Here is a 24,332-nt window from a genome sequence, read left to right as displayed (position 1 = left end):
GCTTCGACGCGCCGGGCAGGGCCGCGTGGTGCGCCGGCCGGGAGGCCCGCTCGCCGTGCCCGGCCGGTGCCCACGAGGGCTACTTGATCGACGTACGTGAAGCCCGGCGCCGGCCCGTTCCGACGGGTGCGGGCGTGGGGCTCGGAAAGGAGTCGACGCATCGTGTCCGAACCGCTGGGAGTAGCCGTCCTGGGTGCCGGCCACATGGGGGCCGACCACATACGACGCCTCGATCAGGTGGTGAGCGGGGCGCGGGTGGCCGCCGTGGCCGATCCCGACTCGGGACGGGCGAAGGAGGCGGTCGCGGGCCTCGACGGCGTCTCGGTGCACACGGAGGTGGGGGCCGCGCTCGCCGCGCCCGGGGTCGACGCCGTGCTCATCGCCTCGCCGGGTCCGGCACACGAGGAGGCCCTGCTCGCCGCGTTCGCCCGTGGGCTGCCGGTGCTGTGCGAGAAGCCGATGGTCCCCGAGTCCGCCGGAGCGCTGCGCGTGGTGGAGGCGGAGGCGCGGCTGGGCCGCCGGCTGGCGCAGATCGGGTTCATGCGGCGCTACGACGCCGAGTACGGACGGCTCAAGTCCCTGCTGGACGGCGGGCGGCTGGGACGGCCGCTGATGCTGCACTGCACCCACCGCAACGTCGCCTCGCCGCCCGGCTTCACGAGCGCCATGCTGATCGACAGCTCCGTGTCGCACGAGATCGACGCGGCCCGTTGGCTGCTGGGCCAGGAGCTGACCGCGGTCAGCGTCTTCCGGCCCCGGCCCGCCTCGGACGCTCCGCAGGGCCTGCTGGACCCGCAGTTCGTGCTCTTCGAGACCGACGGGGGCGCGCTGGTCGACGTGGAGGTCTTCGTCAACTGCGGCTTCGGCTACCAGGTGCGCTGCGAGGCGGTCTGCGAGGCGGGAAGCGCCCGGATCGGCGAGGAGCACACGATGGCGGTGACGGCCGGGGGCGCCGTCGCCCGGGACGTGCCGCTGGACTACCTCGTACGGTTCGCGGACGCTTACGACCGGGAGGTGCAGGCATGGGTCGACGCGACCCGGCGCGGACAGGCCACCGGCGCGAGCGCCTGGGACGGCTACGCGGCCTCGCTCGTCGCCGAGGCCGGGGTCCGGGCGCTGGAGAGCGGCGGCCGGGAGACCGTCGAGCCGGCCCCGCGCCCGGACCTGTACGCCGGCGTCAGCCGCTGACGCTCGCGGCTCCCGTCTCCAGGTGGCCGGTGAACCGGCGCGACCAGGTGGCGTCGGAATCGACGGTGACCGTGAGGTCGTACCAGCCGTTCTGGTACGCGACCACGTTGAAGAAGTCCTCCGTCGAGGCACCCGCCGCGACCGGGTAGGTCCACGGCCCGTCGCCGCGGTAGTGGTTCGCGGTGATCGTGAACGTCATCGCGGCGGCGGATGAGTTGGTCATCTTCAGCCAGAGGGCCTGCTTGCCGGTGCCGGACTCGACGGCGTAGCGCGCGCTCACCTCGGCGGACCTGCCCGCCTTCGTCGCGTCGCCGCGGAAGCGGCGCAGGAAGCGGTTGGGGCCGGTCATGGTCAGGTCGTACTTGCCGTCGCCGTAGCCCGTGCCGATGTTGAAGGAGTCGGACGCGGTGCCGCCCGCGTCGACCGTGTACTGCCAGGGCGTGGTGTCGCGGTAGGCGTTGGGATGGATCGAGAAGTGGGCCGCCCGGGTGGCCGGGGCGCCCTGGTTGGTCATGGTGAACCAGGCGACGATCCTGCCGCTCGCACCGAACTCCAGGCGCTCCAGGTGGCCGCCGGGCTGATAGGGCAGCGCGCGGGCGGGCCGGGTGCCCGGCTCCTGCGCGGGCAGGGCGTTGGTGGTGGGGACCGGGTTGGGCAGCGGGCCGCAGGTGGCGAAGCCGATGACGCTCGTGGCGGGCAGGGCGACGGCGCCGTACACCGGGTGGGCGAAGTCGAAGACGCCGGTGAGGTCGCCGCTCACCTTGCGGCGCCAGGCGCTGATGTTGGGGCAGGCGGCGGGCTTGCCGAGGGCGGTCGTCCAGGTCTCCAGGAACCGCAGGACCGAGGTGTGTTCGAAGACCTCGGAGGACACCCAGCCGCCGCGGGTCCAGGGCGAGATCACGATCATGGGGACCCGGAAGCCGAAGCCGTACGGGACGCCGTTGAGGAACTCCCCCGCGGTTCCGGCGGGCGGGGCCGGCGGCGGCACGTGGTCGAAGAACCCGTCGTTCTCGTCGTAGTTGAGGAACAGGACGGTGGAGTCGAGGACGTCGGGGTCCGCGGCGAGGGCCTGGTAGACGAGGTGGACGAAGTGGGCGCCGTCGCCGGGCGGAGCATAGGGGTGTTCGGAGAAGGCCTGGTTGGGGACCACCCAGGAGACCTGCGGGAGCGTGCCCGCGACGACGTCGGCCTTGATGGCGGCGGCGATGTCGTCGGGGGTCGAGCCCGTGACGCGGGGGACGGAGGACATGCCGCGGTCGTGGAGCGGGTTGCCCGCCGGGGCGCTCGTGAACGCCTTGAAGTAGGCGCAGCCGTTGTCCCCGTAGTTGTCCTGGGCGTTCTGGTAGACCTTCCAGGTCACCCCGGCGTTCTGGAGCGCCTCGGCGTAGTTCTGCCAGGTCAGTCCGGACTCGTCGCCGCCGTCGTAGCTCGCGGCGTCGACCTTGCCGCTCCACAGGTAGGTGCGGTTGGGACCGGTCGCGCTGAGTGTGGAGCAGAAGTAGGCGTCGCAGACGGTGTAGTTGTCGGCGAGCGCGTAGTGGAAGGGGATGTCGGAGCGGTCCAGGTAGCCGAGGGAGCGGACGTTGCCCACGCCCGACACCCACTTGTCCAGGCGCCCCTTGTTCCAGGCGGCGTGCTGCGAGGACCACGAGTGCGGCAGATCGCCGTTGCACTGCGCGAGGGTCTCGCCGTCCACGCCGCCCGCCGCCGGGGTGGCGCTGAGCTTCCACGGGTACTGGCGGCCGGCGCCGTTCGGCTGGTCGAAGACGGCATGGCCGCCGGCGAGCGTGACACCGCTGCGGTCGTCGAAGCCGCGCACTCCCCTCAACCGCCCGAAGTAGTGGTCGAAACTGCGGTTCTCCTGCATGAGGATCACCACGTGCCGCACGTCGGAGACCGTGCCGGTGGCCGCCGCCCGGGCCGCGGCGGCCGTGCCGGTCCCCGGCCCCATCGCCATGCCCGCCGCCATGGAGGCGCCGAGCCCCACGAAGCCCCTTCGGCTGATCGGTGTCATTCGCCCCGCCCTCGTCGCCGGAGTGCCCGTGCGGCACACCGCGCGCAAGGGTGCACGGGGCGTTCGTCATGGCTCATGCCTCCGCGGTGAGGCGGAGGTGAACAGAAGCGAAAAGCGTTGCCGCGCCGTGGCGCCGCGCGCTCAGGCGGTGCGGAAGAGCTCGCTCAGGCCGTCGTCGACGGCGGCGCCGAGGTCCTCCTCGCCGGGCGCGACGACCGCGTAGGTGCGGATCAGGAAGCGGTGCAGCGCCGGGGTGTCGAACTGGAGCAGGGCCATCCCGTGCGGCGAGTGGAACTCCAGGACCGTACGGGCCCGGCCGCACGGCCAGATGTGCACGTCACCGCCCCCGGCCGGGCCCCGCAGCCCGGCTTCCAGCAGCGTACGGCCGAAGGTCCAGGTGGCCCCCTCACCGTCGAGGGAGACCTCGGGCGGGAAGTCGACGTGCACGGCGAGCGGGTCGGTGGCGGTGTAGCGGAAGACCGCGGGGACGGGCAGCTCCCGCTGCTCGGCGGTGATCAGGCGGCCGTGGCTGGGCTGTTCGACGGTGACGTCCATGGTCGGTCTCCCCCGGATGATCGGCCGGCCGGTCGGCCGGATTGCCGTGTTGTCTTTACGACCCCGCAAGGGGCCTCTGCATTACGCGGAACCGGTAACAATTTGATGTGATCTGCATCACTAGGGGCACGGTCCGCGCACCCGTAGAACAGAAAGGCGTCGAACAGATGAATGCATGCGACTCCCGGCATCCGACACTCCGTCATATCGCGTACGTCGCCTACGACTTGCTACCCGCGTGACGTACGTCATTCCCCCCACCCCACCCCGACAGAAAGACTGTGGCATATGCCAGAAGCACCACCGGATCGGGTGTTGCCGAATCCCTTACACGGAGTCGCGGGCTGTGCAACAGTCGTAACGGTCCTTCCGTCAGCCTTGGTCGTACCGTCCCCGCATCGGAGTGCGTCATGCCGTCCCATCTCTCTGCGGACCGCCCCGCCGCCCAGCCGCCCGGACGCGGCTCGGTCGACGCGCTGATATCGCAGACGCGGCGGCTCAAGGGCGAAGTCGACGCCGTACGACGGGACGCACCGGCCGACGGCTCCCACCCGGAGGGACGCTGGCAGCGCGCACTGTACGACCTGGCGCTGCACCAACTCAACGATCTCGACGAACACTTGGCGCAACTGCGGGACGGTCCGCCGCCCGCACCGGTGACGCCCGAGACCGTGCCCCTCCCCGCACCCGCCCCGGCCACGCCCACACCCGACGCGCTGCTCAGCCGGGTCGGCAGCGCGGAGTGGAACCTGCTGACGGACGAGGCCAGTTGGTCCGGCGAGCTGTACCAGATCCTCGGCCGGGACCCCGGCGCCGCCCCACTCACCCTCGACGAACTGCCGTCCCTGGTCCTCGACGAGGACCGGCCGATGCTGACGGCGATGGTCACGGACTGCCTCGTCGACGCCAAACCCATCGACGGGGAGTTCCGGGTCGTGCGCCCGGACGGCGACGTCCGGACCGTACACATGATGGGCGAACCCGTGCTCGACGCCGACGGCGGCACCGTCTCGATGTGGGCCGTGCTGCGCGACGTCAGCGAACTGCGGCGCAGTCAACGGGCGGTGAGCGAGACCCGTGACTCGCTCCAGCGCCACCGGCACCGCGCGCAGACCGAGCACCGGCTCGCGGTCGAGCTCCAGGAGGCCGTGCTGCCACCGTGGCGCGGCTCCCTGCGGCTCCCGCGCCAGGGTCCCCGGTCGCTGGACCTGGCGGCCCACTACCTGCCCGCGTCGGCCGGCACCCAGATCGGCGGCGACTGGTACGACGCCCTCGAACTGCGCGACGGCGAGACCCTGCTGAGCGTCGGCGACCTCACCGGACACGGGCCGGCCGTCACCTCCGGCATGGCGATGCTGCTGGGCGCCCTGCGCGGAATGGCGATGGCCGGCACCGAGCCCGCCCGACTGATGACCCTGCTCAACCGGTTGCTCGACGCCTCCGTGCAGCCCGCCCTGGGCAGCGCGATCTGCTGCCGCTACCGGCCCGCGACCCGCACCCTGTGCTGGGCCCAGGCCGGACACCCCGCCCCGCTGCTGTACCGCGGCGGAACGGGGCGCAGGCTCGACACCCCCGACGGCATGCTGCTCGGCGCCGCCTCGGGTGCCGCCTACGGACAGGCCGAAGAGACCCTCGAGGTCGGCGACCTGCTCCTGCTGCACACCGAGGGACTGGTACCCGGTCACAGCCGGACGAGCGCCGTGGACCGACTCCTCGACCTGGCCCCGCGTTTCGGCCGGGCGCGCACCGCACAGGACTGCGTACGCACGGTCGTGGAGGAGTTCGGCCTGACCGAACGGCAGGGCGACGGGTGCGTTCTGCTGGCCAGGGTGGCCTCGTAGACCCCTAGACCCGGGTGCTGTCGACGCGCTTCGCCGGTTTCGGCAGCGCCAGTCGGATCTCCTCCCGCAATTCGTGGATCTTCGGGTAGCTGGCGTACTCGGCGGTGAGCCGGTACATCTCGCGCAGCCGGTCCCAGGTGCGGTGCGAGGAGTTCGAGCCCATCGACACCAGCGCGAGCCGGGCATAGCGGTCCGCCTGTTCGGGGTCGTCCGCGATGAAGCAGGCGGAGGCCATGGAGAGGAAGTCGAAGATCTTCGACCGCTGCCGTCCGTCGACGCGCAGGGCCAGGGCTTTCTCCGCGTAGTGCTGGGCGTGCGCGGCCGCTCCCGGGTCGTGCTCGGCCAGCGTGCGGTAGGCCAGGGCCTGCATGCCGTACAGATCCTCCTCCTTGAACATCTGCATCCAGTCCGGCGGTTCCACGTCGGCCTTGTCGGAGACGAAGAGGTCCTCCGCCCGTCCGAGGGTGCGGCGCATCGCCTGGCCCTTGCCCATCGAGGCCTGCGCCCAGGCCTCCACGGTGCAGAGCATCGCCCTGGTACGCGGCAGCACCTGCTCGCCTGCCCCGGACTTGGCGAGCTTCATCAGGTCCAGGGCGTCGTCGGGCCGGCCGAGGTGCACCATCTGGCGGGCCGCCCGGGAGAGCGCCTCCCCGGCGCGCGGCCGGTCACCACCCTCGCGTGCGGCGTGGGCGGCGATCAGGAAGTACTTCTGGGCCGTGGGCTCCAGGCCGACGTCGTGCGACATCCAGCCCGCGAGTACGGCGAGGTTGGCGGCGACGCCCCACAGGCGCCGCTGGAGGTGGGACGGGTGGTGGTAGGCGAGCATGCCGCCCACCTCGTTGAGCTGGCCCACCACGGCCTTGCGTTGCAGGCCGCCACCGCGGGCCGCGTCCCAGGCCCGGAACACCTCGACGGAGCGCTCCAGCTCCTCCACCTCCTGCGCCCCGACGGGGGCGGCCTCGTAGCGGTCGAACCCGGCGGGGTCGGCGTGCAGGGGGTTGTCGAAGTGGGGAGCGTCGGCGGAGAGGGTCGGATCGGTGTGCAGCCAGTCGTGCATGGCGCTGCTGAGGGCGGATCCGGCGGCGAGCGCGGCACCCGCGCCCACCAAGCCGCGTCGGTTGAGCATGAGGTCCATTCCCGTGAATTCGGTGAGGACCGCGGCAGTCCGCTCGGGCGCCCACGGCACACCGTCGGGATGCTCCACACTCCCGGCGGCGCCCTGCCGTTTCCCCGCACGCCCGTGCCGGACCAGACCTAGGTCCTCGATGGTCACGACACGGCCGAGACGCTCGGTGAACAGGGCTGCCAGCACCCGCGGCACCGGATCGCGCGGGATCTCTCCCACGTCGATCCACCGCCGCACCCGGGAGGTGTCGGTCGACAGTTGGGGGTGGCCCATGGCCGCCGCCTGCCGGTTGACCAGCCTCGCGAGTTCACCCTTGGACCAGCCGGCCAGGCCGAACAGGTCGGAAAGGCGGGTGTTGGGTTCTCCGCTCACGTCAAGCCCCCAGGTTCTCGGCTGAGTTGACAGTAGCCCGGTGAGAGTTGCCGGGCGACTATTCGCCAGGCTTCGCCAGGGTGCGCCAGATGGTGTGCCACTGGGCGACGGGTGTCAGGTAGGAAAGCGCCACCCCGACCCGGTCGCCGAGGGACATTCCCCAGGGTGCACCCGGGCAGCCGGGCGGGGCAGCGCATTGACGTCGCAGGCACACGAAGGGATCTGTTTCGCCCATGTACACAGCATCGTCCTCCGTGTCCGCTCCGCCCCGGCCTCTGCACTCCCGCCCGGGCGGCAGCGGCCCCTACCTCGACCCCGCGCGGTCGACGGCGGCCCCCGTCATCGGGACGGCCCGGCCGCGGCGCGCCCCGGGTGTCGCGCCCCAACCGCTCAGCGGGAGAATCGACTTGTCCGGCCCTCAGGGCGCCCAGCTGCGCGCGGCGATCGCGTCGGTGCACCGGATCTGCCCGGAGTTCGCCCCGGTGCAGGTGCTGCGCCGCAGCGGGCGCTCGGTGCTCCTCGTCGGCACGACGGGACGCAGCACGGCCGTCGCCAAGTGCTTACTGGATCAATCCCCCGTGTGGGCCGAGCGGTACCGGCACGAAATAGCGGCGTACCGCACGTTCGTCCGGCACCGCCCCCCGGTGCGGGCGCCGAGGCTGATCGCGGCGGACCCGGACAACTGCACCCTCGTGATCGAGCGGATGCCCGGACGGGTGGCGGCCCTCCAGCGGCACCCGGTCGAGGCCCCGCCGCGGACCGACATCCGCACGGCGCTCGGCGCGATCTGCCGGCTCAACGCCTGGCGTCCGCCGGCCGGCACGTTCGACGCGCCGCTCGACTACGCGGCCCGCATCTCCCGGTACCACGAGCTGGGACTGCTCACCGACCGGGACATGGGAGACCTCCAGAAGCTGCTGCACGGCATCTCGCTCGCCGCGGGACGCCAGGGCATGGGTCAGTTCTGCCACGGTGACGCGCTGCTCTCCAACATCCTGCTCTCACCGGCCGGTCCAGTGCTGGTGGACTGGGAGCACGCGGGCTGGTACCTGCCGGGCTACGACCTGGCGACGCTGTGGTCGGTGCTCGGGGACGCGCCGGTGGCCCGTCGGCAGATCAGCCAGATCGCCCAGACCGCGGGACCGGCGTCACGGGACGCGTTCCTGGTGAACCTGATGCTCGTCCTGACCCGTGAGATCCGTACCTACGAGACGGCCGTGCAGCGTTCGCTGCACGAGGCGGCCCCGGCGGCACCGGGAGCGTCCTCCCAGGGCGCCCCGCCGTCCGGCGAGGAACAGCGGCTGCTGCTGCGGCGACTGCACGACGACTGCCAGTTGGCCCGGCGGGCCGTACGCGCGGCGGTCGGCACCCGCTGACACGGACGACGGTCCGAGGTGCGCGCCAGGCCGACCGGCGCACACCTCGGACTTCGTCGTCCCCGGCGGCAGGGACCACGGACCTCCACCACCTCCGGCCGCGCACACCACGGACCTTCACCACCTCCAGCCGCGCACACCACGGACCCTCGCCACCTCCAGCCGCGCACACCACGGACCCTCGCCACCTCCAGCCGCGCACACCACGGACCCTCGCCACCTCCAGCCGCGCACACCACGGACCTTCACCACCTCCAGCCGCGCACACCACGGACCCTCGCCACCTCCAGCCGCGCACACCACGGACCCTCGCCACTCCGGCCACACGGCACCACGGACCCTCGTCGTCTCCGCCCGTGCGCAGCACGGCCATTGGTGTACGCCACTGACGCCCCGCAGGCCCGCGGGCCGCCGCCACGAAACTCCCCGCTCCCCACGCTGACATGGGAAATAGCCTCCCACTGGGCATGATTGACGGATCGTCGTCGAGCCGGTAGCACTGACACGCCCGGCCCCGCACGGCTCATCGCGCTCGACTGTCCCAGGAGGCTGCATTGCGAGGATCCACCGACCCCAACCGAGCCTCCGGGCACAGACGCGCACGCAGGACCGCGGGTGCCGTGGCCTCCGCGGCACTGCTGCTGCCGCTGCTCGGCGCGGCCCCGTCCGCCGGCTCCACCGACCCCATGGGGAGCCTTCAGCAGGCGTTCGCCGACGCGTCCGCCGAGTACCACGTGCCGCAGAGCGTCCTGCTCGGCGTCTCCTACCTCCAGTCCCGCTGGGACGCGCACGCGGGGGCGCCGAGCGTCACCGGCGGGTACGGCCCGATGCATCTCACCGACGCCCGCACCGCGCTCGCGCGCACACCGCACCACAGCGAGGGCACGGAGGACGCGCGCGGCGACAGCACCCGTCCGGCCCTGGTCCCGAAGACGGAGGTGCCCAGCACCGCGGAACTCCCCGATCGGCTCAAGACGCTGTCGAAGGCCGCGGGGCTGACCGGGCTGAGCGCCGAGAAGCTGCGCACCGACCCCGCCGCCAACGTGGCGGGCGGCGCGGCGCTGCTCGTCGCCGCCCAGCAGGACCTGGGCGAACCGCTGAGTGCCGATCCGGCCGCCTGGTACGGGGCGGTGGCCCGCTTCTCGGGCGCGGACGACACCTCGACGGCTGCGGCGTACGCGAACGACGTGTTCGACGTGCTGCGCGGCGGCGAGCAGCGCACCACGGACGCCGGGCAGGTGGTCTCCCTGGCGGCGCAGCCCGCGCTCGCCCCGGACACCGCGCAGCTGGGGCGGACCGGACTGCGCAAGGCGGCCGCCGACGGCACGGAGTGCCCGAAGTCGGTGTCCTGCGAGTGGATCCCGGCTCCGTACGAGGAGTTCGGGGACAACGACTACGGCAACCACGACCTGGGTGACAGGCCGGCGTCGCAGGGCATCCGGTACATCGTCATCCACGACACCGAGGGCGCCTGGGACGGGGTCCTCAACCTGGTCCAGGACCCGACCTACGTGTCGTGGAACTACACGCTGCGCTCCACCGACGGCCACATCGCCCAGCATGTGAAGGCGAAGGACGTGGCCTGGCACGCGGGCAACTGGTACGTCAACGCCAAGTCGGTCGGCCTGGAGCACGAGGGCTTCCTCGCCTCGCCGGACGCCTGGTACACGGAGGCGATGTACCGCTCGTCGGCGCGTCTGGTGAAGTACCTCGCCAGGAAGTACGACATCCCGCTGGACCGGCAGCACATCCTCGGGCACGAAAACGTGCCCGGTCCGACCACGTCGACCATCCCCGGCATGCACACCGACCCGGGCCCCTACTGGGACTGGCGCCACTACTTCGAGCTGCTCGACCACCCCTTCGAGCGCACCGCCGGGAAGAACGGCGGCCTGGTGACGATCCTCCCCCGCTACGCGGCGAACCAGCCGGTGTACACGGGGTGCGTCACCTCGGGGGAGCCGTGCGCGCCCCATGGCTCCAGTGAGGTCCGGCTGTACTCCGACCACGACACCGGCTCGCCGCTGATCAAGGACATCGGTCTGGGGACGACCCCGACCACCGGGGTGAACGATCTGTCCTCACGGGTGTCCACCGGCCAGCGGTACGCGGTCGCCGACCGCTGGGGTGACTGGACGGCGATCTGGTACCTGGGCCAGAAGGCCTGGTTCCAGAACCCGAAGAAGCAGCCGACCGCGGTGAACGCGGCCGGCCTGGTGATCACGCCGAAGGACGGTCTGGACAGCATCCCCGTGTACGGACGGGCCTACCCGGAGGCGACGGCCTATCCGGCGGGTGTGCCCGCCCAGGCGGTGTCGCCGCTGCCGTACAAGGTGCTCGCCGGCCAGCGGTACGCGGTCGGCGACAAGGTGCCGGGCGAGTACTACTACGCGGTCACCTTCACCACCGACTCGCACAAGGTGGTCGTGGGCACGGATCTGTACTACGAGATCCAGTACGGCCACCGGGTGGAGTTCGTGCGCGCCGCCGATGTCCGGGTGGTGCGCTCGGCCCGCTAGCGGGCCGGCCGCCTCAGCCCTGCTGGAAAAGCTCCGCCGGGAGCGGCTTCAGCAGGGCGTAGAGGTCGTCCGTGATGGGGCGGTCCCAGGCGGCGATGGTCACCAGCACGTTGTCGCTGCGGTCGAACTGGACGCAGGCGATCCGGCCCTCCGACAGCTTCAGACGGCGCACGATCAGCAGGTTGTCACCCTGCATCACGGGCATGTCCTCGGTGCCGACCACGGTCACCTCCTCGTCGTTCTCCAGTGCGAGCAGCAGCTGGGCGACCTCGAAGGGGACCTCTCCCTCGGCGATCTCACGGGCCGGGGAGCCCTCGGGCAGGTTGCCGATGATCATCGCGGGGCCGCGACCGCCGAAAAGGTCGTAGCGCAGGAAGACGCCCTGGCAGCTGCCGTCGGGGGCGGGCAGCAGGCCCGCGCCCAGATTGCCGGGCCAGTCGCCCGGATCCATGGCCAGGACGTCGAAGTCGGGCCCGGCGGGAGTGGCGCTACGGCGGCGGAGGAACGACATGCGGCCATGGTACGTGCCCGGGGGTGTTCGGCGACGTGCGGGCGCCGTGTTCCAGGTGGCGGCCGAGCCGCTCGGCGGCCTGCCGTCCCCGGCCGGACCGGGCCGATCGGCCGGCGGCGTTCGCCGCCGGGACCGGCGGGTACGTCCCGGGGCACCGTGATCCGTTCGGGTGCCGCCGGGTCCGGCGCGGCCGGTCCTCACTCCGGCAGGTGGTCGGCCAGCGCGGCGGGCAGTCCCGTACGGTCGGTGCCGATCTTGCGGCAGACGGCCGAGAGCAGACGTACGACGGTCTGCTCGTCGGTGTGCAGCTCCCTGGCGATCTCGTGGTCCTCGCCGCCGTGGGCGGCCAGTGTCGCCGCGGCGCGTTCACGGGCGGTGAGGGTGTCGGTCTCGGCGGTGTGCAGCGGGCGGGGGCGCAGTCCGTTGGCGGCGAGCACGTCGCGGGCCTCCGCGGCGAGGCCGTCGGCACCGCACTGCACGGCCGTGTCGAGGCCGCGGTAGAGGTGCTCGGCGGCTTCTTCGGCGCGGCCGGCGCGGTAGAGCTCGGTGCCGAGGGCGACCAGCGCGCAGGCGAGCTCGTAGGCGGCCGGGGAGCGCTCCAGGTGGGCCACGGACTCCTCGAGGTACTTGACCCGGGCGGAACCCGAGGAGACCTCGGCGGCGATGCGCAGCGCCTGGCCGATCGTGGACGGAGCGCCGAACTGGCGGGCGCGGGTGAGTGCTTCGAGGGCGGTGGCGACGGCGCGCTCGGGGGCGTCGTGGCTCTCGGCCCGGGCGAGGTGGAGCTGCCAGGGGCACCAGGCGGGGTTGCGGATGCCGCGCGGTTCCAGGCGGCGGCCCGCCGCGGACAGTTCGGCCGCGGCCTCCTTGGCCAGGCCGCGCGCGAGCAGCAGTTCGCCGTGCACGGTCTGGGAGTCGGGGAAGACGACGGCGGCCGGGAAGGGCGCCGAGAAACAGTGCTCGTCGGCGGTCTGCGCGGCCTCGGCGACCCGGCCGCGGGCGATCAGGACCTCGATGAGGATACCGACCGCGTACCAGTGGGCGGGGGTGTCGGGGCCGACGCGCTGGGCGAGCCGCAGGCCGGCGCGGACGAAGTCCTCGGCCTCGGCGAGCCGGCCGCGCCGGTAGCGGACGTAGGCGAGGAGGGTGTAGGCGAAGGAGAGGTGGGCGCCGCGCCAGCCCTGGCGTTCGTAGTCGGCGATGCCGGCGGCGAAGAGTTCCTCGGTGCGGCCCGGCCGGTCCGCGTACATGAAGGCGAGGGCGACCAGGACGGGCACCTCGAAGCCGCGGTCGGGTTCGGCCCAGCGGAGGCCGCCGTCCAGGGCGCGTTCGGCGTGCTGGAGAGCGACGTGGGCGGGTTCGCCGCGCTGGATCGCGTCCCAGGTGCGCAGCCCGATGATGTAGCGCTCGGTGAGGTCGCGGCCCTTGAGCCGGTCGGCGAGCCGGCTGAGGCGGCGGGAGCGCGCCGGGTGGTCGGGTTCGTCGGCGCGGAAGGCGTCCCACATGAACTCCTCCGCGACCATCCGCAGCCTGACCCGGGCGTCGTCGGTGACGCGGATCTCGCGGGCCAGGGTCTCGGTGGCCTCGGCGAGGCGGTCGCTGTGGGCGAGGACCTGGGAGAGGCGGTAGACGATGTGGTGGCGCAGCTCCGGGTCGGCGATCGGCTCCTCCAGCGCGGCGCGCAGATGGTTGACGGTGGTCGCCGGTTCGGTGAGCAGGGAGGCGCAGCCGAGTTCGTAGAGGATGGCGGCGCGGTCCTCGGCGGTCGGGGGTTCGCGCAGAGCGCGGGCGAGGTAGCTGCGGGCGGCGTCGGGGGCGCCGGCCCGGAGGGTCTCGCCGGCGGCGGCGCGCAGTTGGTGGACGACCCAGGGGTCGCCGTCGGGGTGGGTCTCCAGGAGGTGGCGGGCGGCGGCCGCGGCGCCGAGTCCGGCATCGACGACGCACCAGGCGGCCTGGCCGTGCAGGGCGACGCGGAACCCGGCGGGGATGTTGCGGTAGACGGCGGTGGCGATCAGCGGGTGGACGAACTCCAGGGTGCTCTCGCCGGTGAGGATGCGGGCGCCGCGCAGGGCGTCGGCGGCGTCGGCGGCCTCTTCGTGGCCGAGTCCGGCGACGGCGGCGGCGAGGGCGATGGGGATCTCGGTGCCGAGGACGGCGCAGGCCCAGGCGAAACGTACGGTGGAGGTGCCGAGGCGTTCGATCCGGGCGATCAGGCCGCTGCCCTTGGCGGCCGCGGCGAGGTCGCGCAGCAGGTGGGCGCCGTCCTCGGTCGGGGTGAGTCCGCGGTCGCGCACCTTGGCCGTCAGCTCGACGGTCTCGAACGGGTTGCCCGCGGTGACGGCCCAGCACTCGCGGCAGAACGCGTCGTCGGCGTGGCCGCCGACCGCCTCGCGCACCAGCCGGGCGACGGCGCCGGCGCTCAACGGCTCCAGGTCGATGGGGCGTGAGCCGGCCCGGCCCGGCAGCCGTCGGAACGACTCGGCGTGGTCGGGGAGTTCGTCGGGCCGGTAGGCGACGACGACCAGCAGCGGGAGTTCCTCGGCGCGGGGGGCGAACGCGGCCAGCCAGCCCAGGGATTCAGGGTCGGCCCAGTGCGCGTCGTCGAGAAGCAGGACCATGGGGGCGCGCCGGACCACGAGGTGGGTGAGCACCCAGTCCAGCCCGTCGCGCAGGCCCTGCTGGTCGGGCGGGGCGCCCTCGGTCGGGGCGCAGATGCCGAGTGCGGGGCCGACGATGTCGTACCAACTGCCCAGCGAGGAGCGTAGTTCGGACTCCGAAGCGCCCGCGAACTGGGGCTGGAGGAGCTGGCGGGCGACGTGGAAGGCGACACGCTGTTCCTGGTCGCCGCCGCGGGCGGAGAGCACGGTGCAGCCGCGGGCGTCGGCGCGGCGGCGTACCTCGCCCAGGAGGGTGGTCTTGCCTATGCCGGCGTGTCCGGCGAAGGCGAGCAGGGCGCCGCGCGGCCGGTCGGACGGTTCGGCGCCGTCCGCGCGCAGGCCGGTCAGTTCGCTCAACGCCTCGTCGGCGGCGGCGAGTTCGCTCTCACGCTCGAAGAGGGTCCTTCTGCCGCGTGCGTGGTACTGCCCCATGGTGCACCCCCTGTCACGGTGACCCACTCGCGCGGGGAGCGGACGGGCACCATGACCTACAGGCAGCTCAGCGTACGCCTTGCGAGGGGTGTGCGACCCAGCCTTGGGCGTTACCGGTCGAAGGCGTTCGGTCGTCCGGCCGGTGCCGTTCGTGGTGGCGGGCTACGCGGGCGCGGTTGCCGCAGGACGGCTTGCACCATTCCTGGCGCGGGTGCTCCTTGAGGAAGTAGCGCACACAGCGCGGCGCGTGACAGGCGCGCAGCCGTTGCCGGTCGGGACCTGCGAGGAAGGCGATCGCGGCTCCGGCGAGCGCCGCAGTGAGGTCCCCCCGCGCCACCGCGGCCGGGCGGCGCACGAAGGGGTCGGTGTCCTCGGGCCAGTGCAGGACGGGCACGGTGGGCATCCGCGCGGCGGCGGTGTTCAGGCGTTCCAGCGCCTCGGGCACGGGCAGGAGCCGGGCGGCGTCGGCGGGGCTCGGCTCGCCCGGCCGCACGGCGTGGGCGAAGAGCGCGCGGACGGCGGCGCGCAGGTCGCGTACGGCGGCCAGGGCGGGCGCGTCGGCGACGAAGCCGGCGGTGTCCGGGACGGCGCCGGGGTGGGCACGGACCCAGGTGGTGAGACCGGCGGGGTCGGTCAGGTCGTCGGCGATCCCGCCCTTGCCGTCGTGCCTGATGGTGAGCGCGAGATCGAGGGCGAGCGCGGTGTCCCCGTTGGGCGAGTCCTGCATACGGCTAATGATATGTCCACCTTCTTTCCATTAGGACGCCGAGAAGCTCGCCGGCTGTCCCTCGGAACGGCGGGGAAGCCACCGACTGTCCCTCGGAACGGCGGGGAAGCCACCGACTGTCCCTCGGAACGGCGGGGAAGCCACCAGCTGTCCCTCGGAACGGCGGGGAAGCTCGTCGCGGGACGGGCGGGCGTCATCCGTCCGCGGGCGTGGGCGGCACCACCGCGATCGGGCTCGCCGCGTGCAGCAGCACGGCGTGGGCGACGGAGCCCGGCATGCGGGCGGGAGCGAGCAGCCGGCGGGGATGGCGCCCCACGACGACGAGGTCGGCGTCCTTCGAGGCCGCGACGAGGTGGCCGGCCGCGTGCCCGGGGGCACATAGGGCTCGGCGTGGACGCCGGGGTGCCGTTCACGGAACGGGGCGAGGAAGCCCTCGGCGAGGGCGCGGGTCTCGTTCTCGAGGGCGTCCTGGTCGATCGCCGTGGGCACGAACTCGCCGGGGCCCGCCCAGGTCTGGATGGGCCACGGGTAGGCGGCGACGACTTGCAGGCGCGCGCCGCGCAGCGCCGCCTCGGTGAAGGCGAGTTCGAGGGTGGCGTCGTCGGGGCCGTCCACGTTGAGGCCGACGACCACGCGGGGCCCGGGTGCGGCGGGCGGCGCGTCGTCGACCTCGCGGCCGGGCCGGGGCACCACGACGACCGGGCACTCGGCGTCCCGGGCGGCGGCCGTGCCGTTGGAGCCGAGCAGCAGACGGGCGAAGCCGCCGCGCCCCCGGGAGCCGAGCACCAGGAGCTGCGCGGCGGCGCCGAGTTCGGGCAGCGTGGCGCCCGGGGCGCCGTCGACGGCGACGAACTCCGCCGTCACCAGGTCGGCGCGTCCGGCCGGCCGCTCCCGGACCCGGCCGAGCACCGGGTCGTCGGCCGCGGGCGGTGGTGCGGGCGCCGGGACCGCGGGCGGCACCCATGCGGCGTACTGCCGCACATGGACCACCCGCAGCGGCGCCGTACGCCTGCGGGCGGCGTCGACGGCCCACTCCAGGGCGCGCAGGCTGTCGTCTTAGCCGTCCACCGCCGTGATGACCGGCAGGGCGCTCATGGTTCCTCACCTCCGGAATACGACCTTCCCGTTCCTGGGGTCAGCCTGGCTCAGGCATCGGCCCCAGGACCGTGTTCGAGGTCGCGTGTCCGGAAAAGACGGGCGTGACACGCCCGGATCGGCCCGCGGTTCACCGCCGGCGGCTCACGTGAGGTCGAACTCCCCTTCCCGTGCGCCCGACACGAACGCGCCCCATTCCGCCGGTGTGAAGATCAGGGACGGGCTCTGAGGGCGGCCGCTGTTGCGCATCGCGATGAATCCCTCGACAAAAGCGATCTGAACATCCCCCCGGCCTCGGCTGCTGGACTGCCACTCGGCGTTGCTGAGGTCCAGCTCCGGCTTGTCCCAGCTCGTGAGCGGCTGCTGCTGGATGGTGCTCTCGGCCACGTCCGTGCTCCTCCCGATTCGTCGTCCGCGGGCCAGCCTAGCGATCGGTTCCTACCGCCGACAGGCCACGTGAGGGGGACCTTTCGGGAGGCCGTCACGGGGTGCGTCCGCACGCGCTCTCAGGCGTCCGGGGGCTGTGCTCCCACGAGCCACATGGAGAAGAACTGGGAGCCTCCCCCGTAGGCGTGCCCGAGCACCCGGCGAGCCCGTTCCACCTGGTGTTCCCCGGCCTGTCCGCGCACCTGGAGCGCCGCCTCGGCGAAGCGGATCATGCCGGAGGCGCCGATGGGGTTGGACGACAGCACCCCGCCGGACATGTTCACCGGCAGGTCCCCGTCCAGTTCGGTGACCCCCGACTCGGTGAGCTTCCAGCCCCCGCCCTCCTCGGCGAAGCCGAGGTTCTCCAGCCACATGGGTTCGTACCAGGAGAACGGCACGTACATCTCGACGGCGTCGATGTCCCGCCGCGGGTCGGCGATCCCGGCCTGCCGGTAGACGTCCGCGGCGCAGTCGCGTCCGGCCCTCGGCGAGACCGCGTCCTTGCCGGCGAAGAGGGTCGGTTCGCTGCGCATCGCACCGCCTAGCATCCAGGCCGGCGGGTGCGGCGCGCGCGCCGCACCCGCCCGGTCGGTGAGGACCATCGCGCAGGCGCCGTCGGAGGACGGGCAGGTCTCCGAGTAGCGGATCGGGTCCCACAGCATCGGCGAGGCCTGGACCTTCTCCAGGGTGATGTCGTGCTCGTGCAGATGGGCGTAGGGGTTCTTCAGCGCGTTGCGCCGGTCCTTGTAGGCGACCAGGGAGCCGACCGTGTCGGGTGCTCCGCTGCGCCGCATGTAGGCCCGTACGTGCGGGGCGAAGAAGCCGCCCGCCCCGGCCAGCAACGGCTGCTGGAACGGGATCGGCAAGGACAGGCCCCACATGGCGTTCGACTCGGACTGCTTCTCGAAGGCGAGGGTCAGTACGGTGCCGTGCACCCGGGCCGCGACCAGGTTGGCGGCGACGAGCGCGGTGGACCCGCCGACCGAACCGGCCGTGTGCACGCGCAACATGGGCTTGCCGACCGCGCCGAGCGCGTCGGCGAGGTACAGCTCGGGCATCATGACGCCCTCGAAGAAGTCGGGCGCCTTGCCGATGACGACGGCGTCGATGTCGGCCCAGGTCAACTCCGCGTCGTCGAGGGCGCGTCGGGCGGCCTCGCGGACGAGCCCGGCGATCGACACGTCCCGTCGGGCCGCCACGTGCTTGGTCTGGCCGATCCCCACGACGGCCACGGGTTCCTTGCTCATCGTGGATCCCCTTCGAGTACGGCGACCAGGTTCTGTTGCAGACAGGGGCCGGAGGTGGCGTGGGCGAGGGCCCGGTCGGAGTCGCCCCGGTGGATCCGGGCGGCGGCCTCGCCGATGCGGATGAGCCCGGCGGCCATCATCGGGTTGGCGGCGAGCGCTCCGCCGGAGGGGTTGACGCGCACGTCGTCGCCGAGTCGCAGCGCCTTGCGCAGCACGACCTCCTGTGCGGTGAACGGCGCATGCAACTCGGCTGTGTCCACGGGCCGTTCGAAGGCGCCGGCCCGCTCGGCGGCCAGCCGGGCGGACGGGGAGTCGGTCAGGTCGCGCACCCCCAGACCGTGCGCCTCGATGCGGTGGTCGATGCCGCGGATCCAGGCGGGCCGCGGGCACAGCCGCCTGGCCCGCTCCCCCGCCGCCAGGATCACGGCGGCGGCGCCGTCTCCGACGGGCGGGCAGTCGCCGGTGTGCAGCGGCCGTACGGCGTAGTCCCCGTGCGGTACCGAACCCCGCAGCTGGGCGTGGGGGTTGGCGGTGGCGGCCGTTCTGTTGCGGGCGGCCACGGCGGCGAGGGCGGGCTCGTCGGTGTCCCCCGCGTCGATGAGCGCCTGCGCCTGGAGCGCGGCCAGGGCCACGGCGTCGGGCCACAGGGGGGCGACGTAATAGGGGTCGAGCTGCCGGGTCAGCACGTCGCGCAGGGAACCGGGCGAGGATTTGCCGTACGCGTAGACCAGGGCCGTGTCCGCGTCGCCGCTGAGCAGCTTGGTCCACGCCTCGTACAGCGCCCACGCGCCGTCCATCTCGACGTGCGACTCGGAGATGGGGGGCCAGGCGCCGACCCCGTCGAGGGCGAGCGTGAAGGAGAAGGCGCGGCCGGCCAGATAGTCGCTGGAACCGGAGCAGGTGAAGTCGATGTCGGCGGTCTTCAGACCGGTCCGGTCGAGTACCTCGTGCAGGACCGGCATGAGCATCTCGACCTCGGAGAGCTCGTCGGTGGTGCGCCGGTGGTCGGTCTGGGCGAAGGCGACGACGGCTGTCTCGCGGGCCGCCGGGGCTTGTGCGCGCGTCACAGCAGCTCCTTGTACGTGTCGTAGTCCGCGTCGGGTTCGCCGGTGGGACGGTAGTGGTCGGGGTGGAGGGCGCCGGGGGTCCATACGGGTTCGACGCGCAGGCCCATGCGCACCTGGTCGTAGGGGATGCCGCCGATACGGCCGTGCAGCGCGAGGCCGGCGCCGTCGAGGGCGATGTGGGCGTAGACGTAAGGGACCTCGATGTCGAGATTCTTCGCCTTTATGTTGACGATGCAGAAGGTGGTGACGGTGCCGCGCGGGCCGACCTCCACCTGTTCGGTGGTGGCGACACCGCAGGTGGGGCAGGCGCCCCGGGGCGGGACGTACACCTTCCGGCAGGACGGGCAGCGCTCGCCGACGGTCCGCTGCCGGGCGAGCGCGCCGAGGTGGGCGGACTGGGCGCGGCCGGGCGAGTAGGTGTAGTCGAGGCGGGCGGGGGCGACGACGCGGGTGACCGCGTCCTCGAACGCGCCGCTGTTTCCGCTCGGCCGGTGCGCCTCGCCGTCGTACGGTTCGAAGCAGGCGATGTCCGTGATGGTGCCGGTGCGTTCGGCGGCCCAGCGGATCCGGACCCGCAGGCCGGTGCGGACGGCGTCGGGGCCGGGGGCGTCCAGGGCGTGCAGAAGGGCGGTGTCGGCGCCGTCGAGGCGGACCAGGGCCCAGGCGAAGGGGGTGTCGAGGGGCTGGCCGCGGCGGGGGGCGTGGTTCCAGGCCCAGGTGGTGACCGTGCCGGTGGCGGCGACTTCGACGAGGTCGCGGATCTCGTCGGCGGTGACGGGGTCGTACTCGACGGGCGGCACGAGGACGCGGCCGTCGCCGGTGCGCACCCCGAGGACGACGCGTTCGCGCAGGCCGGTCAGGAAGGCGCTCTGGACCGGGCCGAGGGAGCGGGTGAAGGGGAACTCGACGACGAGCGGGGCTTTGAGGACTTCGGGCATGGCGGCTCTCTCTCCTCGGGGCGGGTCGGGCGCGGGTCAGGCGCGCCTGTAGACGGGCGGCCGCTTCTCCGCGAAGGCGCGGGCGCCCTCCTTGGCGTCGGCGGTGTCGAACACCGGCCAGCCGCGCTTCAGTTCGGCCGCGAGACCGTCGGTCTCCGACAGCTCGGCCGTCTCGTACACCGACGCCTTGACGGCCTCGACGGCCAGCGGGCCGCAGGAGTTGACGAGTTCGGCGATCTCCAGGGCCTTCGTCAGCGCCGTGCCGTCGGGGACGACGTGGCCGATCAGACCGACTCCGGCCGCCTCCCGGGCGCTGTAGGGGCGGCCGGTGAGCAGCATCTCCAGGGCGTGGGTGCGGGGGATCTGGCGTTGCAGCCGGACGGTGGAGCCGCCGATGGGGAACAGGCCCCTTCTGACCTCGAAGAGTCCGAAGGTCGCGGACTCGCCGGCCACCCGGATGTCGGTGCCCTGGAGGATCTCCGTGCCGCCCGCGACGCAGTACCCCTCGACGGCGGCGATCACCGGCTTGCGCGGGCGGTGGTGGCGCAGCATCGCCTTCCAGTGCAGGTCGGGGTCGGCCCGGAGCCGGTCGCGGTGACGCTCGCCGTCCATGCCCTGACCGGCCAGGGCCTTCAGGTCCATGCCGGCGCAGAAGGCACCGCCGGCGCCGGTGAGCACGACCGAGCGGACGGAGTCGTCCGCGTCGGCCTCGATCCAGCCGTCGTACAGGCCGACGAGCATCCCCAGCGAGAGCGCGTTCCTGGCCTCCGGCCGGTTGAGCGTGAGCACCAGTGTGGCGCCTTCGCGCCGCACGGTGAGGTGTTCGGTTCCACCCATCGCCCATCTCCCCTCTCGAAGAACGAGAACAGGTTGCAGTAGGCGGGGAGGCACTTCAAGGGTTTTCTGACAGACAGTCAGATTTATTCGCGCGGACCCTTCCCAGTTGTCGCGCCGTTTGCTCTGATGACCGGCGAACCGTCGGATGCCAGGCACGCCCGGGGTCAGGAGGAACGGTGGAGTACAACCTTGCCGACCTGTTCGAGTCGGTCGTCGACGTGGTGCCGGACCGCGAGGCGCTGGTGTACGTCGACCACCCCGGCACGGGCGCGCAGCGGCGTCTGACGTACGCGGAGCTCGACGCGGCGGCCAACCGCGTCGCCCACCACCTCACCGCCGCCGGGATACGCCCCGGCGAGCACCTCGGGCTGCACCTGTACAACGGCGTCGAGTACCTCCAGACCGTGCTGGCGTGCCTGAAGGCGCGGATCGTTCCGGTGAACGTCAACTACCGGTATGTGGAAGAGGAGTTGATCTACCTCTACCGGGACGCCGATCTGGTGGCGCTGGTCTTCGACGCGGAGTTCACGGACCGGGTGGCGGCGGCGCTGCCCCGGGCACCGAGGCTGCGGCATCTGCTGCGGGTGGGGGCGCCGGGAGCCGGGGCCTCCGAACCCTCGCTGCACGCCGTGCCGTTCGCGGAGGCGGAGGCCGCGGGGTCGCCCGGGCGCGGGTTCCCGGCACGCTCGGGCGACGACCAGTTCATCATCTACACCGGCGGGACCACCGGGATGCCCAAGGGTGTGATGTGGCGTCAGGAGGATCTGTTCTTCTCCGGGCTCGGCGGCGGTGCGCCGACGGGCGAGCCGGTGCGCAAGCCGGAGGAGCTGGCCGAGCGCGTCGCGGCCGGCGGGTCGGGAATCACCTTCTTCCCCACTCCCCCGCTCATGCACGGCACCTCCACCCTCACGGCGTTCATCGGCTTCAATTTCGGTCAACGCGTCGTGCTGCACCGCAAGTTCGTGCCCGAGGAAGTGCTGCGCACGGTCGAGAGGGAGCGGGTCACCAGCATGTCGCTGGTCGGTGACGCCATGCTGCGCCCGCTCATCGACGCGCTGAGCGGCCCCATGAAGGGCACGGACTGCTCCTCGATGTTCAGCGTGTCGTCCTCGGGCGCGATCATGTCGGAGACCGTGCGGCGGCAGTTCCTCGCCCTCGTCCCGAACGTGATGCTCCTGAACAACTTCGGCTCCTCCGAGTCCGGCTTCAACGGCACCGCGACCGCGGACTCGGGCCCCGAACGCGGCTTCCGCATCCGGGTCAACTCCCGTACGCAGGTCGTCGATCCGGGGACGTACGAGCCCGTCGCCGTCGGTGAGACCGGCCGGGTCGCCCAGTGCGGACACGTGCCGCTCGGCTACTACAACGACCCGAGGAAAACCGCCGAGACATTCTTCGAGAAGGACGGCGAGCGGTGGGTGCTGCTAGGTGACATGGCGACCGTCGACGAGGAGGGCGTGGTCACCGTCCTCGGCCGCGGCTCGCAGTGCATCAACACCGGTGGCGAGAAGGTGTATCCGGAGGAGGTCGAGCAGGCGCTCAAGTCCCATCCGGACGTGTACGACGCGCTGGTGGCCGGGGTGCCGGACGTCCAGTGGGGCAACCATGTGGCGGCCGTGGTGGAGCTGCGCACGGGCGCGGCGCGGCCGTCCCTGGAGGACATCCAGGCCCACTGCCGCACCCACCTCGCCGGGTACAAGATCCCGCGCCAGCTGGTGATCGCCGACACCATCCGGCGCTCACCGAGCGGCAAGGCGGACTACCGATGGGCGCGGGAGGTGGCGGTGGCCCAGGACCGCTGACGCCACCGGCTGCCGCGCCGCGGGGGACCCAGATCCGGGGCTGGATCCGAGGCCCGACCCGAGGCCGCTCACGCGTGGCCGTCGAACCGCTCCCGCAGCTCCCGCTTGAGGATCTTCCCGCTGGCGTTGCGCGGCAGTCCCTCCACGAACAGCACCCGCTTGGGCGCTTTGAAGGGGGCGAGCTTCTCGCGGGCGTGAGCGATGAGTTCGGCCTCGGTGACCTCGCCGCGCGGGACGACGACCGCGGTGACCGCCTCGATCCAGCGCTCGTCGGGCAGGCCGACGACGGCGACCTCGGCGACGCCCTCGTGGGTGTACAGCGCGTCCTCGACCTGGCGGGAGGCGACCAGGACGCCACCGGAGTTGATGACGTCCTTGACCCGGTCGACGATGGTGAAGTAGCCGTGGGCGTCACGCACCGCGAGGTCGCCGGAGTGGAACCAGCCGTCGCGGAAGGCTTCGGCGGTCTCCTCGGGCTTGCCCCAGTAGCCCTCGCACAACTGCGGTGAGCGGTAGACGATTTCACCGGGAGTGCCGTCGGGGACGTCCTTGCCGTCCTCGTCGACGACCCGGGCGTCCACGAACAGGACCGTACGGCCGCAGGAGTCCATCCGGCCCTTGTGCTCGCCGGGGGCGAGGACCGTGGCCAGCGGGCCGATCTCGCTCTGGCCGAAGCAGTTGTAGAAGCCCAGCTTCGGCAGGCGTTCGCGCAGCCGTTCCAGCACCGGGACCGGCATGATCGACGCCCCGTAGTAGGCCTTGCGCAGGCCGCCGAGGTCGCGGGTGGTGAAGTCGGGGCGGTTCGCCAGGCCGATCCACACCGTCGGCGGCGCGAACAGGCTGTCCACGCTCCCCGCCTCTATCAGGTCGAACAGCGTGTCGCCGTCCGGCCCGTCGACGATGACGTTCGTCGCGCCGACCGCCAGGTAGGGGAGCAGGAACACGTGCATCTGCGCCGAGTGGTACAGCGGGAGGGAGTGCACCGGGCGGTCGCCCGCGCTCAGGTCGAGGGCCGTGATCGCGCTCAGGTACTCGTGGACCAGGGCGCGGTGGGTCATCATCGCGCCCTTGGGCAGGGCCGTCGTCCCCGAGGTGTACAGGAGCTGGACCAGGTCCTCGGCGCGTGGCTCGGGGCCGTCGTACGCGGGTGCCGCCGCCTGCCGTGCCAGCAGGGAGTCGTCGCTGTCGCGCAGCGGCAGCGTGGGGACTCCGGCGGGCAGCCGCCCGGCCAGGTCCGGGTCCGTCAGGACCAGCGCGCTGCCCGACTGGCCGACGATGTAGGCGAGGTCGTCGCCGGTCAGGTTCTGGTTGACCGGTACGTGCACCAGGCCCGCGCGGGCGCAGGCGAGGAAGGCGATCAGGTAGGCGTCGGAGTTGTGACCGTAGGCGCCGACCCGGTCGCCGGGGGCGAGACCCTCGTCGAGCAGGACGCTCGCCGCGCGGGAGACGGCCGTGTCGAGTTCGTCGTAGGTCCAGGTGCGGTCGCGGTAGCCCACCGCGACGCGCGCCGGGGTGCGACGGGCGCTGCGCCGCAGCACCCCGTCGACCGTGCTCCCGTGTCCAGGCGTCATGGGACCTGATCCTGCGTGCGCGCAAGAGGGA

The 24,332-nt window shown here is 72.7% G+C and carries 17 protein-coding genes and 1 pseudogene; 5 read left to right on the top strand and 13 right to left on the bottom strand.

The window, feature by feature from the left end; genetic code table 11:
• Window positions 1-162 precede the first annotated feature (162 nt).
• Complete coding sequence (locus ACFV0T_RS29290; RefSeq protein WP_385785393.1) at window positions 163-1,188, top strand: Gfo/Idh/MocA family protein; 1,026 nt, start codon at window positions 163-165, stop codon at window positions 1,186-1,188.
• On the opposite strand, the gene ACFV0T_RS29285 is transcribed toward ACFV0T_RS29290, so the two are convergent.
• Both ACFV0T_RS29285 and ACFV0T_RS29280 read right to left on the bottom strand, forming a co-directional pair.
• The gene (locus ACFV0T_RS29285; RefSeq protein ID WP_385785390.1) at window positions 1,178-3,202 is read right to left on the bottom strand and encodes a phosphocholine-specific phospholipase C; all 2,025 of its coding nucleotides are present in this window, start codon (window positions 3,200-3,202) and stop codon (window positions 1,178-1,180) included. The genes ACFV0T_RS29290 and ACFV0T_RS29285 overlap by 11 nt on opposite strands.
• Before the next feature lie 141 nt (window positions 3,203-3,343).
• Entirely contained in the window at window positions 3,344-3,757 is a 414-nt protein-coding gene (locus ACFV0T_RS29280) for an SsgA family sporulation/cell division regulator (protein ID WP_385785387.1), read from the bottom strand.
• Window positions 3,758-4,167: 410 nt separating this feature from the next.
• Between ACFV0T_RS29280 and ACFV0T_RS29275 the strand changes: the two genes are divergently transcribed.
• The gene (locus ACFV0T_RS29275; protein WP_385785384.1) at window positions 4,168-5,598 is read left to right on the top strand and encodes a PP2C family protein-serine/threonine phosphatase; all 1,431 of its coding nucleotides are present in this window, start codon (window positions 4,168-4,170) and stop codon (window positions 5,596-5,598) included.
• 4 nt (window positions 5,599-5,602) lie between these two features.
• Here ACFV0T_RS29275 and ACFV0T_RS29270 read toward each other — a convergent pair whose 3' ends face one another.
• Window positions 5,603-7,096 (bottom strand): hypothetical protein, encoded by a 1,494-nt coding sequence (locus ACFV0T_RS29270; protein ID WP_385785381.1) that lies wholly within the window; start codon window positions 7,094-7,096, stop codon window positions 5,603-5,605.
• Window positions 7,097-7,329: 233 nt separating this feature from the next.
• Between ACFV0T_RS29270 and ACFV0T_RS29265 the strand changes: the two genes are divergently transcribed.
• The gene (locus ACFV0T_RS29265) at window positions 7,330-8,472 is read left to right on the top strand and encodes a phosphotransferase (protein ID WP_385785379.1); all 1,143 of its coding nucleotides are present in this window, start codon (window positions 7,330-7,332) and stop codon (window positions 8,470-8,472) included.
• 554 nt (window positions 8,473-9,026) lie between these two features.
• Entirely contained in the window at window positions 9,027-10,991 is a 1,965-nt protein-coding gene (locus ACFV0T_RS29260) for an N-acetylmuramoyl-L-alanine amidase (RefSeq protein WP_385785376.1), read from the top strand.
• 13 nt (window positions 10,992-11,004) lie between these two features.
• Here the strand turns inward: ACFV0T_RS29260 and ACFV0T_RS29255 are convergent, their stop codons facing one another.
• The 9 genes and pseudogenes from ACFV0T_RS29255 to ACFV0T_RS29215 form a co-directional block, all read right to left on the bottom strand.
• Window positions 11,005-11,502 carry a hypothetical protein gene (locus ACFV0T_RS29255; RefSeq protein ID WP_385785373.1) on the bottom strand — a complete coding sequence of 166 codons (498 nt, stop codon included), beginning with the start codon at window positions 11,500-11,502 and terminating at the stop codon, window positions 11,005-11,007.
• A 197-nt stretch (window positions 11,503-11,699) separates the two neighbouring features.
• Window positions 11,700-14,591, bottom strand: a complete 2,892-nt coding sequence (locus tag ACFV0T_RS29250) for an ATP-binding protein (protein WP_385785370.1) — start codon at window positions 14,589-14,591, stop codon at window positions 11,700-11,702.
• A 67-nt stretch (window positions 14,592-14,658) separates the two neighbouring features.
• Window positions 14,659-15,318 (bottom strand): CGNR zinc finger domain-containing protein, encoded by a 660-nt coding sequence (locus tag ACFV0T_RS29245; RefSeq protein WP_385785367.1) that lies wholly within the window; start codon window positions 15,316-15,318, stop codon window positions 14,659-14,661.
• Window positions 15,319-15,511: 193 nt separating this feature from the next.
• A pseudogene (locus ACFV0T_RS29240) lies at window positions 15,512-16,365 on the bottom strand (universal stress protein).
• A 192-nt stretch (window positions 16,366-16,557) separates the two neighbouring features.
• On the bottom strand, window positions 16,558-16,800 hold the full coding sequence (locus tag ACFV0T_RS29235; protein ID WP_385785364.1) for a DUF397 domain-containing protein: 243 nt from the start codon (window positions 16,798-16,800) through the stop codon (window positions 16,558-16,560).
• A gap of 119 nt (window positions 16,801-16,919) precedes the next feature.
• A complete protein-coding gene (locus ACFV0T_RS29230) occupies window positions 16,920-18,086 on the bottom strand; it encodes a thiolase domain-containing protein (protein ID WP_385785361.1) in 1,167 nt (388 codons plus the stop codon).
• Window positions 18,083-19,153, bottom strand: coding sequence for a thiolase domain-containing protein (locus ACFV0T_RS29225; RefSeq protein ID WP_385785358.1), 1,071 nt, complete (start codon window positions 19,151-19,153; stop codon window positions 18,083-18,085). Before ACFV0T_RS29225 ends, ACFV0T_RS29230 begins: the two co-directional genes overlap by 4 nt.
• Entirely contained in the window at window positions 19,150-20,091 is a 942-nt protein-coding gene (locus ACFV0T_RS29220; RefSeq protein ID WP_385785355.1) for a Zn-ribbon domain-containing OB-fold protein, read from the bottom strand. The genes ACFV0T_RS29225 and ACFV0T_RS29220 overlap by 4 nt, the downstream gene beginning before the upstream one ends.
• Window positions 20,092-20,127: 36 nt before the next feature.
• Window positions 20,128-20,928, bottom strand: coding sequence for a crotonase/enoyl-CoA hydratase family protein (locus ACFV0T_RS29215; protein ID WP_385785353.1), 801 nt, complete (start codon window positions 20,926-20,928; stop codon window positions 20,128-20,130).
• A gap of 176 nt (window positions 20,929-21,104) precedes the next feature.
• On the opposite strand from ACFV0T_RS29215, the gene ACFV0T_RS29210 reads away from it, so the two are divergent.
• The gene (locus ACFV0T_RS29210) at window positions 21,105-22,730 is read left to right on the top strand and encodes an acyl-CoA synthetase (protein WP_385785350.1); all 1,626 of its coding nucleotides are present in this window, start codon (window positions 21,105-21,107) and stop codon (window positions 22,728-22,730) included.
• 68 nt (window positions 22,731-22,798) lie between these two features.
• Here ACFV0T_RS29210 and ACFV0T_RS29205 read toward each other — a convergent pair whose 3' ends face one another.
• On the bottom strand, window positions 22,799-24,301 hold the full coding sequence (locus tag ACFV0T_RS29205; protein WP_385785347.1) for an acyl-CoA synthetase: 1,503 nt from the start codon (window positions 24,299-24,301) through the stop codon (window positions 22,799-22,801).
• Window positions 24,302-24,332 lie beyond the last annotated feature (31 nt).

Origin of the sequence: Streptomyces sp. NPDC059582 (assembly GCF_042735715.1) — a bacterium.
Classification (GTDB): Bacteria; Actinomycetota; Actinomycetes; order Streptomycetales; family Streptomycetaceae; genus Streptomyces.
Note: the sequence above shows the minus strand (reverse complement) of the source record. Positions and strands in the feature narration are given on the sequence as shown.